The sequence below is a fragment of the Cyclobacteriaceae bacterium genome (genome assembly GCA_013141055.1).
Lineage (GTDB): Bacteria > Bacteroidota > Bacteroidia > Cytophagales > Cyclobacteriaceae > ELB16-189.
Genome location: JABFRS010000001.1, coordinates 2,899,526 through 2,913,659, shown reverse-complemented (window position 1 = coordinate 2,913,659; position 14,134 = coordinate 2,899,526). Strand labels below are relative to the sequence as shown.

At 41.7% G+C, this 14,134-nt stretch carries 12 protein-coding genes; 3 read left to right on the top strand and 9 right to left on the bottom strand.

The genetic code is table 11. The features are described 5' to 3' along the window. Positions 1 to 2: 2 nt before the first annotated feature. From leuC to HOP08_12990, 3 genes are all read right to left on the bottom strand, one after another. A complete protein-coding gene (gene leuC / locus HOP08_13000) occupies positions 3 to 1,415 on the bottom strand; it encodes a 3-isopropylmalate dehydratase large subunit (GenBank protein NOT75836.1) in 1,413 nt (470 codons plus the stop codon). 189 nt (positions 1,416 to 1,604) lie between these two features. Beyond that, complete coding sequence (locus tag HOP08_12995; protein NOT75835.1) at positions 1,605 to 2,018, bottom strand: OsmC family protein; 414 nt, start codon at positions 2,016 to 2,018, stop codon at positions 1,605 to 1,607. Between the two features lie 70 nt (positions 2,019 to 2,088). Continuing rightward, positions 2,089 to 2,862, bottom strand: a complete 774-nt coding sequence (locus tag HOP08_12990; GenBank protein ID NOT75834.1) for an HAD-IIA family hydrolase — start codon at positions 2,860 to 2,862, stop codon at positions 2,089 to 2,091. Between the two features lie 97 nt (positions 2,863 to 2,959). On the opposite strand from HOP08_12990, the gene HOP08_12985 reads away from it, so the two are divergent. The 3 genes from HOP08_12985 (at position 2,960) to HOP08_12975 (ending at position 6,853) form a co-directional block, all read left to right on the top strand. Continuing rightward, positions 2,960 to 4,915, top strand: a complete 1,956-nt coding sequence (locus HOP08_12985; protein NOT75833.1) for a tetratricopeptide repeat protein — start codon at positions 2,960 to 2,962, stop codon at positions 4,913 to 4,915. Positions 4,916 to 4,991: 76 nt separating this feature from the next. Further along, positions 4,992 to 5,651, top strand: a complete 660-nt coding sequence (locus HOP08_12980) for a response regulator transcription factor (protein NOT75832.1) — start codon at positions 4,992 to 4,994, stop codon at positions 5,649 to 5,651. Between the two features lie 191 nt (positions 5,652 to 5,842). Next, positions 5,843 to 6,853 carry a hypothetical protein gene (locus HOP08_12975; protein ID NOT75831.1) on the top strand — a complete coding sequence of 337 codons (1,011 nt, stop codon included), beginning with the start codon at positions 5,843 to 5,845 and terminating at the stop codon, positions 6,851 to 6,853. Between the two features lie 83 nt (positions 6,854 to 6,936). On the opposite strand, the gene ilvA is transcribed toward HOP08_12975, so the two are convergent. Genes ilvA through HOP08_12945 form a run of 6 tightly spaced genes read right to left on the bottom strand, consistent with a single transcriptional unit; the run spans position 6,937 to position 13,983 of the window. Further along, positions 6,937 to 8,187, bottom strand: a complete 1,251-nt coding sequence (gene ilvA / locus HOP08_12970; protein NOT75830.1) for a threonine ammonia-lyase IlvA — start codon at positions 8,185 to 8,187, stop codon at positions 6,937 to 6,939. A gap of 41 nt (positions 8,188 to 8,228) precedes the next feature. Further along, complete coding sequence (gene ilvC / locus HOP08_12965) at positions 8,229 to 9,299, bottom strand: ketol-acid reductoisomerase (protein NOT75829.1); 1,071 nt, start codon at positions 9,297 to 9,299, stop codon at positions 8,229 to 8,231. Between the two features lie 35 nt (positions 9,300 to 9,334). Further along, on the bottom strand, positions 9,335 to 9,625 hold the full coding sequence (locus tag HOP08_12960) for a hypothetical protein (GenBank protein NOT75828.1): 291 nt from the start codon (positions 9,623 to 9,625) through the stop codon (positions 9,335 to 9,337). A 1-nt stretch (position 9,626) separates the two neighbouring features. Then, on the bottom strand, positions 9,627 to 11,393 hold the full coding sequence (gene ilvB / locus HOP08_12955; protein ID NOT75827.1) for a biosynthetic-type acetolactate synthase large subunit: 1,767 nt from the start codon (positions 11,391 to 11,393) through the stop codon (positions 9,627 to 9,629). Next, positions 11,368 to 13,047: a dihydroxy-acid dehydratase gene (gene ilvD / locus HOP08_12950; protein NOT75826.1), complete on the bottom strand. Its 1,680-nt coding sequence runs from the start codon at positions 13,045 to 13,047 to the stop codon at positions 11,368 to 11,370. Before ilvD ends, ilvB begins: the two co-directional genes overlap by 26 nt. Before the next feature lie 48 nt (positions 13,048 to 13,095). Next, positions 13,096 to 13,983, bottom strand: a complete 888-nt coding sequence (locus HOP08_12945; protein NOT75825.1) for a branched-chain amino acid transaminase — start codon at positions 13,981 to 13,983, stop codon at positions 13,096 to 13,098. Positions 13,984 to 14,134: the final 151 nt, after the last annotated feature.

The window sequence follows — 14,134 nt, the reverse complement described above, 5'->3', positions numbered from 1 at the left end:
GATTAAACTAATTCTCTTACATCTGTCACTCGTCCTGTGATCGCTGCTGCTGCTGCGCTCAATGGACTTGCTAGAAAAGTTCTTGACTTTGGACCCTGTCGTCCTTCAAAATTTCTATTGGAAGTTGCTATGCAATATTTTCCGGCAGGAACCTTATCTTCATTCATTCCAAGGCATGCGGAGCAGCCGGGACTTCTTAGCTCAAAACCCGCCGCTTCAAAAACTTTATCAAGCCCTTCCTTCTTTGCCTGCTCTTCAACTTGCTTTGAACCTGGAACAACCCACACTTCAACATTTGCTGCTTTCTTTTTCCCTTTCACCATGTCGGCTACAAGTCTTAGATCTTCAATACGGGCATTTGTGCAGCTTCCAATAAAAACATAGTCGATTGCTTTCCCCAGTAGTTGTGACCCTGGTTCAAGACCCATATAATCCAGGGATTTCGTAAACGAAGCCTGTTCACTGATTTCTTTTAGTTCTTCCAGTGTTGGAATACGATCAGTGATGCGCATGCCCATACCAGGATTTGTTCCGTATGTGATCATCGGAGCAATGTCAGCAGCGTTGAACTTCACTACCTCATCATACACAGCTCCTTCATCGGTTAAAAGTTTTTTCCACTCTATAATTTTTTGATTAAAGTCCTCTCCTTGTGGTGCAAATTTCCTTCCTCGGATGTAATTGAAAGTCGTTTCATCCGGTGCAATCAACCCACCACGTGCACCCATTTCAATGCTCATGTTGCAAATCGTCATGCGAGCCTCCATTGAAAGATTTTGAATGGCATCACCGGCATATTCAACAAAGAAGCCTGTAGCACCACTGGCAGTAAGTTTAGAAATGATGTAAAGGATAATATCCTTGCTCACCACACCTTTGGCAAGTTTTCCATTAATCTCTATGCGCATTGTCTTCGGCTTGTATTGAAGAATACATTGCGTTGCCAATACTTGTTCCACTTCGCTCGTACCAATTCCAAAAGCAATATTTCCAAATGCTCCGTGCGTTGAGGTGTGACTATCACCACAGACGATCGTCATGCCTGGCAATGTTAAACCAAGCTCAGGACCAATGATATGTACAATACCCTGGAATGGATGTCCAAGGTCATATAATTCAATTCCAAAGTCTTTACAGTTAGTACGGAGTGTTTCCACCTGATGACGTGACAAAGCTTCCTTGATAGGAAGATGCTGATCTTTTGTTGGCACGTTATGATCTGCAGTAGCAGTTGTGCGCTGTGTATTGAATACTTTGATGCCTCTTTTCTTCAGGCCATCGAAAGCCTGAGGACTTGTTACCTCATGAATGAAATGACGGTCTATGAACAGTGCGTCCGGATATCCTTCTGAGCGCTTGACAACATGGCTGTCCCAGATCTTTTCAAAAATTGTCTTTGGTTTCTTATCGCTCACAACAATCGTTAGTTTGGCCTATGCCCTTTAAAACGAAATCGCCCCGACAAAACTGTTGTTTTGCCGGGGCGGATTCTTTGTTTCTTTCCCGTTACGAATATGATAAATTTTTATGCTATGGCGTCAGTATATGTTCAATTTTATTTAATCACTTACAAGCGTTAGTTTCTATCATCATCCGAGTCTGCACTACTTCAAAAGAACAGCTTCTGATGTAATAGGAATTTTTAACACCTTGGAGATCAAGCATCCTTGCTCTGCCGCCTTTGTGATCTCGATAAACTTTGCTTCTGTAATGTTTGGAATTTTCCCCTGAATAGAGAGGTGAACTGATTTTATGTCAAGACCTTCCAACGTGACAGCAGCAGTAGTATCAAGAGACGTTGCAACAAAACCAGCTTCACCAAGAATGCTGCTGATGGCCATGGTAAAACATCCAGCATGCGCTGCAGCCAGTAGTTCTTCAGGATTGGTACCTACACCATCTGCAAAACGGGTATTGAAAGAATATTGAGTTTTATTAAGAGTTGTGCTTTGAGTGGACAGATTTCCTTTTCCTGTTTTCAAATCACCTTCCCAATGTGCTGATGCGTTACGTTTCATGTTGTTTATTTTTAAAGAGTTGAACAATAATAACAGTTTTATTTAAAAAGCGTTCACCGCGCCTTGTGATTTACCACCATGGTAATGGAAACTTTATCTCGCTTACTGATTCAACCACCATGTCAGGCTTGAAGGCATATCGGCTCAAATGATCTTTCTTTGTAATTCCACTGAGGACAAGAATTGTCTTATATCCCATCTGAACACCCCCGCGGATATCTGTCTCCATTGTATCGCCAATAATGGTAGTCTCTGCCGCTTCCAATCCTAATGACTTTCGGGCATATCGCATCATTACAGGACTGGGCTTACCAATAACAAATGCTTCAATACCAGTTGCTTCTTCAATCATAGCAGTGGTTGCTGCAATTCCAAGATTCGCCCAACCTTTCTTCTTGGGAGAGGGATCACGATTCGTGGTTATAAATTTCGCTCCGGCCAATATCATGTCAACAGCACGCTGCACCATTTCAAGCGTGAAATTTCTCCCTTCACCGAGCACCACGAAATCGGGATCAGTATCAATAAGCGTAATGCCGTTTTCATGAAGGCTTGTCAGCAATCCCCCTTCTCCTAAAACATAAGCAGTACCATTGGGGATCTGTGTTGAAAGAAATTTTCCCGTTGCCATAGCACTGGTATATATGTGCTTTTCAGTTACATCCATACCCAGTTTATGAAGCTTTCGAACGGCTTCCAGTCGTGTCCGCTGACTGTTGTTGGTCATGAAACTAAATGGAATATTTGCCGTGACAAGACTTTTAATAAATACATCCGCGCCGGGGATCATGAGATCACCGCCGTAAACCACTCCATCCATGTCAATCAGAAGACCTTGTGCCATAATTACAGATTACCTGATAAAAATATCTTTCCTAAGATACGGGATCACGACTCCTCAATCATTAATAAACTGGAAAAAATTATAAATTGAATGTGAAATGGATTGCATTCGACCTCCCCGTGTCCTAACAACATTACTGACAGTAACCTTTCTGGTTATTTTCTGTGAAAGTTTGCTTGGGCAAAAGAAACAAATAGACAGCCTGAACAATTTGTTTTCTACCGGAAACGATTCCAGTAAAATGATCGCCTTGAATGAACTGAGCTGGATCTACAAAAACAGTAATGTTGATTCAGCGATTATGTTTGCACGCCGGGCTCTTTACCTGGCGAAACAAAAACGCAATCAAAAATTCATCTCAAAAGCTTTCAATAGTCTTGGAAGTGCTAAGCAGGCATCCGGTGAATATGATAGTGCCCTCTACTATCTGAATCAATCCATTGAAACAAGCTCTAAGGATGACTCTCTAAGCATGCCTAATGTTCTAAACAACATAGGAATTATTTATGATGAAAAAGGAGATTATGACAAAGCACTTCAATCCTATTTCAAAGGTCTCCAGATGGCTCAGAAAACAGGAGCAGTTACCATACAGGCTTATATCCTCAGCAACATTGGAATCGTTTATAAAAAACAGAAGCAATACGACAAAGTACTCGAATACTATACTACTGCCCTTGAACTCTATAAAAAACTCAACTCATCTTTTGGCATCACTGTAACTTCAGGAAATATTGGTTCTGTTCTCTTACAGACTAAAGAATATCAAAAGTCAATAGACTATTCCCTGATTGCAAAGAAAGGATATGAAGAATTGGGCTACACCCGATATGTCCCATATACCCTTGGCAATATGGCCATTGCCTACGATAGTTTACATCAACCAGACAAGGCGGAAGGGTATTACCGACAGGCATATAATGAGCACTTAAAATTTGACAATCAATATGAGGCTGCTTACAACAGTAAGAATCTCGTTTTCTTCTACCTCAAAAACCATAAAGTTTCAGAAGCAAAACTTTTTGCCGATAAAGCCATTGCCTCTGCTGAGAAGATCGGAGCAAAGGAAATGGTCCGCGATTCCTACAATGCCATGTCGCGCATTGCAAAAGAACTTGGCGATTACAAGGAGGCCTATCGATATCAGCAAAAGTACATGTCCTTAAAAGATAGCTTGTTTGAAGAAAGCAAAACAAAAACCATTTTCGAACTAGAGGTCAAGTATGAAAGCGAAGCAAAAGAACTTGAACTCTCTCAGCAAAAAGTTCTGCTTGCCACCAATGCACTTGAGTTGGAACAAAGAAATATTCAGGTGCTCTCACTTGCATCGGCAACCCTCTTCCTGCTGATCCTTGGAGTTCTCATTTATCAAAATCAACTGGCCCGAAGAAAGAAGCTCAAACAGGAATCAGAGTTTCAGCTAAAGCTTGCAGAAGCAAAACTTGAGAATGAATTACATCAGGACAGGCTTCGGATTTCCAGGGATCTTCATGATAACATCGGTTCAAGGCTTCTGTTTTTATACACGGCTACCGAAAATCTGGCTGAAAGATCTGCACCCGAATCCAGCGAAAAAGCAGAACAATTGTCCCTGTTTGCAAAAAATACATTGCATGAATTAAGAAGAACAGTATGGTTCATCAATAAAGACAATGTAAACCTGGAAGAACTTCAGCTCAAGTTGAAAGAATACTTCAACTTTTTGAATCAGTCGGCGACATTAACCATCGATATGGTCCTGAATGCTGATCCATCCAACATTATTCCTTCACCAAAGGCAGCGGCCATTTTCAGAGTTGCCCAAGAGGCAGTGAGCAACGCCATTAAACACTCAGGAGCACATCATATCAATATCAATCTGACATCTTCTTCTGATAATGATCTTCAGCTCACCATATCAGATGATGGCAATGGATTTGATCAGAATACTTCCGGAGACGGAAACGGTTTAAAAAACATGCAATTGCATGCTAGCAACGCAAAGGGAACTATCAGTATAAAATCTGAAAAAAAACAGGGTACAAGCATTGTTTTAACATTACCACTGGATTAAATCCGCATTTCTGCGTATGGTGGCCGGAATGCAATAAGATAATTTTGAAAAGCTTTTTTACACTAACAATTCACAAATGAGTACACCTGCCATCCGCGTAGCAATAGCTGAGGATAATTCATTTGCATTGAATGTCATCCTGGAAAAAATAAAAAGCATGAGTAACATTCAGGCATGCGTGACGGCCAATAATGGAAGCGATCTGATTGACAAAATTCCTGGGTCAGGCAGAGTGGATGTCATACTTATGGACATCGAAATGCCAATCCTCAATGGAATTGAAACTACGCGAAGAGTAAAAAAAGATTATCCGGGAATTAAGATTCTTATGCTCACAATTTTTGAGGATGATGATAACATTTTCGAATCGATCCGGGCAGGTGCTGACGGATATTTGCTAAAAGATGAGAAGGGAACAAAAATTCATCAAGCCATTCTTGAAACTATGGAAGGCGGTGCAGGAATGTCTGCCGGAATCGCTGCACGAGTATTGAAAATGATGGTAAGTGGGGGTCCGTTAAAGCAATCTGTAAATCAGGAAGTCATTGATCTTACAAAAAGAGAGATTGAAATCCTTGAACAATTGAAGGCTGGCTTAAGCTATGAGCGCATTGGCGAAAATCTCTTCATCAGTTACGGAACGGTCCGCAAGCACATTGAAAATGTCTACCGCAAACTTCAGGTGCATAATAAGGTAGATGCCGTACAGAAGGCAATACAGCACAAAATAGTTTAAGAATATCCTGCTCCACCCCAAAAGCATAAAGCTGGTATATACACGGCTTACAATCATGCAATGACCGCTGATATCTCATATGTAACTCCTTAAATGGGATCCCAACATCCTGATTATTCAAATACGATACTCTGCGTATTGCTCTCCGCAGCTTCTTCAACCACATTTACAATAAAAAAAACTCAACCCTTATGAAAAAGATTTTAAGCCTCATCGCAATTATTGCTTTAGGCGCCACGCTGACGTTCGCTCAGAAAAAAGGCAAAGGCGCAGTGGTAGAAAAAAGAGAATCAGATAAATTCAAAGTGGAAAAGTCAAAGATCCTCTTCGATATGAAGAGACTTGCCTTGGCTCAATTGACAGTAACCTACAAACTGACCACTACAGCAAAGACGATTGCTCAGGCTAAAGGTGGAAACCGGGATATTGCTGGCGCAAGAGTATCAGCTTACATGGAGTTTACGGACGGTGATATGACTCAAAAGGAATATCAGGAGATCACAGATTACTTCTATTACTATCTGCAAAAACAATTCAAATCAATCGGAATAGATACTGTGAGCTGGAACAACATTACTGCGCATGACTTCTATCTAAAAGTTGATGAGAGTGAGGATAACAAAGATTTCAAGGAAGAAAAAGGAGGCGGCCAGGAATGGGTGACTGTGACGGCGCTTGGAGGCAAGCAATTACATCAGGGAATGACAGGCTTTGCGTTCGGTAAAGGAAAACGCGCGATAGATTTCTCCAAAGACCTGGATGCTGTAGCTGCATTTTTCAAATTAACGGTTGACTTTGCTGATGTTATGGTAAACCTTGACATCAAGTCAGTGGCCGCTCAGGATCTGGGTAACGGCTGGTATCGTCCTGCATCCAGCAAAAAGAAATATACATGGGCCATCAATCCCGAAATGAGAGTAGGAAATACTGAGAAGACATTCACCCTGTTCTCAACGAAAAAAGGTGGCCTCGAATTCCTGATGATGTGGAACGATATTGAATCACACACAAAATATGCTGAGTCAATGACAGAAGATGTTTCAAAGGCTAGAAGCGGTGTCGCCAAACAATTCGCTTTCAGAAAAGAACTCACTCCTGTGTTGATTCAAACTACCAGAGATAAATATAAGACAGCAGCAAAGAAAGCAATGGAGACTTATGCTGATGCTCTTGTTGAGAAGATTAAAATGGGGGAGAAATAATCTAAATCTAAGTGGCTTTAAAATAAAGGCGCTTCCGTTTTATGGAGGCGCCTTTTCTATTTATATAGAGTCGAATCAACTGGCTATACCAAATACTCAAACAGATTTTCATTTTGATTCACAAGTGTATAATTCAACTTGTGACTATTCATCCGGTCGATCAGCAAGGTAAAATCTTCTTTCGACTTAACTTCGATTCCAATCAAAGCAGGACCGGTTTCCTTGTTATGCTTTTGAATGAATTCAAAGCGAACAATATCATCATTTGGACCAAGGATATGATTAACAAACTCTTTTAAAGCTCCCGGACGTTGCGCGAAACGAACAATGAAATAGTGCTTTAATCCTTCGAACAAAAGAGACCGCTCTTTGATCTCCTGCATACGATCGATGTCATTATTACCCCCACTAAGAATGCAAACCGCCTTTTTACCCTTCAGTTGATCTGCATACTGATCCAATGCAGCAATCGATAGAGCACCAGCAGGCTCCGCTACGATTGCATCCTCATTGTATAATTGAAGAATAGTGGAACTTGCTTTTCCTTCCGGAACGAGCAACATATCAGATAATACTTCCTTACATATCGGAAAAGTAAAATCACCCACTTTCTTTACAGAAGCACCGTCCACAAACCTCTGAATAGAATCAAGAACCACCGGCTTGCCTGCTTTTAAAGCCTCCTTCATCGAAGGCGCTCCCTGAGGTTCAACACCAATAATTTTTGTTTGAGGTGAATAAGTCTGAAAGTAAGTTCCCAAACCTGCACACAAACCACCACCACCAATCGGAACAAATACAAAGTCAATATTGGACTGCTCTTCAAGGATTTCCTTTGCAACAGTGCCCTGCCCCTCCATGACTTTAACATGATCAAAAGGAGGAATAAATACACTTTTATGTGCATCAACATACTCAAGAGCATGGGCCTGGCATTCATCAAACGTGTCTCCAATGAGAACAATTTCGATATTGCTGCCACCAAACATTTTTACCTGATTAATCTTCTGCTTCGGAGTTATTGCCGGCATATAGATGACACCTTTTATATCAAGTTCCTTACAAGAGAAGGCAACTCCTTGTGCATGGTTTCCAGCACTGGCACAAACAACTCCGCGTTTACGTTGCTCAGGCGTTAGACTTTGAATTAAATTATAAGCACCTCTAATCTTATATGAGCGAACGACCTGAAGATCTTCCCTCTTCAGATAAATTTCAGCACCAAACTTTTCTGATAGTTTGCGATGATACTGAAGGGGAGTCTTTAATACAACACTCTTTAGCACCTCGTATGCGGAGTTGATGTCGAGTGTTTGTTTTACGGTCGATTGCATTTTACAGATTATGTTCTTGGTTGGTAACTAAACGTTAATGATTAGTTGATCATGCTGGCGGCTACTTTTTCTTTTTCCGGGCGCAATGCTCTGACCGCTGCACCTGCCTGCCATAATTCGCTTTCACGAACTTCTTTCAATTCTTCTGCAAGCTTTTCACGATAATCCGGTTTGCTGCAAGTTTCAATTGTACGTTTTGCTTCAGCACCGCTCGCTACGCTATCATAAAGCTCCTTGAACACAGGTAATGTCGCTGCTTTGAATTTCTTTTTCCAGTCAAGTGCACCACGTTGAGCAGTTGTTGAACAGTTGGCATACATCCAATCCATTCCATTCTCTGCTACCAATGGCATTAAGCTCTGTGTCAATTCTTCAACAGTCTCGTTGAAAGCCTCAGAAGGCGTGTGTCCTTTTGAACGCAAAACTTCATACTGAGCTTCAAAGATACCAGCAATGGCACCCATCAATGTGCCACGTTCGCCTGTCAAATCAGAGTACACTTCTTTTTTGAAATCTGTCTGGAACAAGTAACCAGAGCCTACACCAATGCCAAGAGCAATTGCTTTCGTTGTAGCGTTTCCGGAAGCATCCTGAAAAACAGCATAGCTTGAATTAATTCCTTTACCCTGCAAAAATAATCTGCGAACAGAAGTACCGGAACCTTTCGGAGCTGCAAGCACAACGTCAACATCCGCTGGAGGAATAATTCCCGTTTGATCTTTGAAAGTAATGCCAAAGCCATGAGAGAAGTAAAGTGTTTTGCCTTTTGTAAGATAAGGTTTGATAGTTGGCCACAAAGCAATCTGACCAGCATCAGACAATAAGAACTCAAGAATCGTTCCGCGCTTGGCAGCTTCTTCAATTTCAAATAAAGTTTCACCCGGGATCCAGCCATGCTCTACAGCTTTATTCCATGTTTTGGAACCTTTGCGTTGACCAACAATCACATTAAATCCATTGTCGCGAAGATTGAGGGCCTGAGCCGGACCTTGGACTCCATATCCAATGATTGCAATGGTTTCCTTTTGCAAAACTTCCAATGCTTTTTCCATCGGAAATTCTTCCCGTGTTACCACCTCTTCCATTGTGCCACCAAAATTGATCTTTGCCATAGTTCGTGTTTTAAAAAGTTATTGTTTTTTTATTTTTAGTCTACATCAATTATTCTTTCACTGAATTCAAGGTAAGAAGCACTACCTTCAAATACATTCACCTCATCGGTCTCAATAAGTTTTTCCAGTTGCACTTTTACCTTCTCCATTAAGTCAGGCGTGGTGTACAGAAGCATAATAATTCCGCCACGACGAAAATCATCCTCATTCTCAAAGGCCATCATTTTCTTCACCCTTACTCTTCTCCTGTTAAGAATATTTATGATTCTATTCAGCACAGAGAAATTATTGTCGGACGAAAGCTCCAATGTGAAATCCTGCTTCATACTATTTGGGTTGTTCGAGTAAAATATCCGACACTCCTGCTCCTGTTGGGATCATCGGAAATACATTGTCTTCCTTTCCAACTACCACCTCCAGAAAATAAGAAGTTTTAGCATCCAACATTTCTTTCAAAGCACCCTGTAGATCTTCCCTCTTCTCAACCTTTCGGGCAGTAACATTATAAGCTTCTGCGATTTTTATAAAATCAGGATTCTGCATCTCTGTAAATGAATAGCGCTTCTGATGGAAAAGTTGCTGCCATTGACGAACCATTCCCAGGAAGTTGTTATTCAACACCAGCACTTTAACCGGTATTTTATACTGCATGATTGTACCAAGTTCCTGGATAGTCATTTGGTATCCTCCATCACCGATCACAGCTACCACTTGCTGATGCGGCATTGCAAGTTTGGCGCCAATCGCCGCAGGAAGTGCAAAGCCCATGGTACCTGCCCCACCAGAAGTAACATTCGTTCTTGGGCTTTTGAATTTATAATAACGCGATGTCACCATTTGATGCTGACCAACATCCGTCACCACAATGGACTCTCCCTTTGTAAGGTTTGAAAGATGATTGATGACCTCCGCCATCATCAACTCACCGGAAGGATTAAACTCCTTTTGAATTACCTTCTCATATTCAATTCTGTCAAAGTTGCGAAAGGTCTCTCTCCATGAATCATGACGATTCACATGACACTTTTCAGTCAATGCAATAAGGGCTTCTTTCGCATCTGCATGAACTGATACATCAGCTCGTATGATCTTATTGATCTCTGAATTATCAATATCAATATGAATGATCTTTGCCTGCTTTGCATACTTGCTCACATTGCCGGTAACTCGATCATCAAATCGCATCCCAAGACCAATCAATACATCACATTCATTGGTGTTTACGTTCGATCCATAATTTCCGTGCATTCCAAGATAGCCTGCATAGTTTGGATGATCGGTTGGAAATCCCCCCAAACCCAAAAGAGTGCACGCTACCGGAATTCCAGTCTTCTCTGAAAATGCAATAAGCTCCTGAGTAGCACCTGAAAGTAAAACTCCCTGTCCCGCAAGAATGTAAGGCTTCTTTGCATTATTAATTAACTGTGTCGCGGCCTCCACCTGCGAATGTTGCAAGGAAGGTCTCGGTCGGTAGGTTCTTATGCTTTCACACTTTTTATATTCGACCTCATCCATCAATTCATTCTGAGCATTCTTGGTAATGTCTATTAATACAGGGCCGGGTCTTCCGCTTTTCGCGATGTAAAATGCTTTCGCAATGGCAGGAGCAATATCCTTAGCTTCTGTAACCTGGATGTTCCACTTCGTTACAGGGATAGTCGTATTAACAACATCCGTTTCCTGAAATGCATCGGTGCCCAATAAATGAGCAAACACCTGGCCCGTAATACATACAATTGGTGTTGAGTCTATCAATGCATCTGCAAGCCCTGTAACCAAATTTGTTGCACCGGGACCAGAGGTTGCCAACGCCACTCCTACTTTTCCGGATACTCTTGCATATCCCTGAGCAGCATGTACTGCTCCTTGCTCGTGACGCACCAATATATGTGTCAGCTGATCTGAAAAATCATACAAAGCATCATACACCGGCATGATTGCTCCGCCAGGATATCCAAAGAGAATATCCACGTTTTCGGAAACAAGACTTTGCAATAAAGCTTTTGACCCGGAGATCTTTTGCTTTGGAAGAGATTCCTCTCTTTTCTGATCAGCCGTCAACCCCGATCTACTCTTCGTCAGTAACGCATCCATCTGCAGCTGTTTTTACTTGTTTAGCATATTTATAAAGTACTCCACTCGTCACACGCAATGGAGGCTTCTGGTAGTGCGACCTTCTGATAGCGAGTGTCTTCTCATCCACCAGCAAATTGAGTTGACGTTTTTTTACATCGATCTCAATCCAGTCATTATCTTCTACCAATCCAATCAAACCTCCATCAAATGCTTCTGGCGTGATGTGACCGATAACAAATCCATGAGAACCACCGGAGAATCTTCCATCTGTGATCAGTGCAACTGTCTTACCTAATCCTGAACCCATGATCAAACTCGTTGGCTTCAGCATTTCAGGCATACCTGGTGCGCCTTTAGGACCCACGTTGCGAATCACTACTACATCGCCTTCTTTTATTTTTCCGGATTGTATTCCGGCAGTCAATTCGAATTCTCCATTGAAGACCCGCGCCGTTCCCTTGAATCTTTCACCTTCTTTTCCTGTGATCTTTGCTACCGAACCCTTCTCGGCAAGATTTCCATAGAGAATCTGAAGATGTCCTGTTTTCTTGATAGCCTTCTCAACAGGATAAATAACATCCTGCTTTTCGAAATCCAATGCCGGAATATCTTTTAGATTTTCAGCAATTGTTTTTCCGGTCACGGTAATGCAATCACCATGAAGAAATCCTTTATCAAGAAGATACTTCATCACAAGAGGAGTACCACCAATCATATGCAGATCTTCCATCAGATACTTTCCACTTGGCTTCAGATCAGCTAACAATGGAGTCTTATCTGATATGCGTTGAAAATCTTCCTGATTGATTTTTACACCAACCGACTTAGCCATAGCAATCAGGTGCAACACAGCATTCGTCGATCCGCCAAGAATCATGACAATGGTGATAGCATTCTCAAATGCCTCAAACGTCATGATATCACGGGGTTTAATATCTTTTTCTAACAAATGACGAATGGCTTGTCCAGCTTCACGGCACTCATTTGATTTTTCTTTGCTAAGTGCAGGACTTGATGAAGAATATGGCAATGCCATTCCCAATGCTTCAATCGCGGAAGCCATGGTGTTAGCAGTATACATTCCTCCGCATGCTCCCGCACCCGGGCAGGAATTCTGAATAATTCCCTTATAATCTTCATCTGAGAGTTTGTTGGAAAGTTTTTCTCCCAATGCCTCAAACGACGAAATGATATTCAATGACTTTCCTTTCCAATGACCACCTGCGATCGTTCCACCATAGACCATAATTGCCGGACGGTTTAATCTTCCCATCGCCATCACAGAACCGGGCATGTTTTTATCACAACCAACAACCGCTATAAGTCCATCATAGTATTGAGCGCCACAAACTGTTTCAATAGAGTCGGCAATTACTTCTCTGCTGACCAGAGAGTAACGCATTCCTTCCGTGCCATTTGAAATACCATCACTTACGCCAATCGTATTGAATATCAATCCAACAAGTTCATGATCCCATACTGCCTGCTTAACTTCCAACGCAAGTGCGTTCAGATGCATATTGCAGGTGTTGCCGTCGTATCCGGTGCTTACTACTCCTACTTGTGCCTTTTTAAGATCAAGTTCTGTCAATCCAATTCCATACAACATTGCCTGTGACGCTGGCAGTGTCATATCCTGAGTGATGGTCTTGCTATACTTATTGATTTCCATTTTTTTTGATCCTGATATTCTTTTTCTTTTGACTAAGCTTTGGTGATCTTACACAATCACATAGCTATAACTCTTGTCCATCACAATGCTTTGATATGCCTCCTGCACGACAGACCCAAGAGATTTTTTCCAAAGTTTATGGAAAGCCTGTCCTTCAATTGATTCGATCGCATTTATTTCCGCTGCCGTTCCACAGAAAAAGGCGCTGTCAGCCTCAAACAATTCTTCCGGTCTGAAATACTTTTCAACGACAGGTATTTCAAGTTCGTGACAAATTTCAATTACAGTCTGACGAGTAATCCCTGGAAGAATATTTCCAAGCGGTGGGGTATAGAGCACTCCATCCTTCTCAAAGAAGAAATTGGCTCCCGGACCTTCTGCTACAAATCCATTCATGTCCAGCATCAACGCTTCATCAAAGCCACGTTGCTTTGATTCCATAGTAGCCATGATGGAATTGACATAGTGCCCGGTGGCCTTTGCTTCCATCCTGACAGATTTAGGGTTCGGTCTTTGAACCGTAGAAACGCAAATGCGTAATGAGGAACTTCTGAAATATTTTCCCCAGTCCCAGGCTGTGATCATGATCGACACATCTTTCGGTCCATCAAGAGACATGTTGGGACTGCAAAATACAAGGGGACGCAGGTAAGCATTAGAAAGGTTATTTTTCTCAAGTACCTGATATGAAAGTTGAGTGAGTTCTTCAACACTGTAGCTTAATGGAATGCCAATGAGTTCACAACTCTTTTTCAATCTTTCAAAATGCTCATGGGATTTAAAAATCTTTACACCATGAATGGTCTGGTAAGAACGGATTCCTTCAAATGCGCCATAGCCGTAATGAAGGGTTTGACTGAACAAATCCATCTTCGCCTCTGCTGCCTTCACGAACTTTCCATCGAGGAAAAGAACTGTGTTTTCGTTGTAATACATATGTTTTTAAAACAATCGTTAGTTTGTGCCTGCCTGTAGAAAACAAAACCGCCCCGATTGTGTCGGGGCGGTTGAAAAATCTGTTCAAATATCAGATCAACACCACCCCGCTGGTTGCAGAATGACGATGATAATAATCACCACGAGAGCA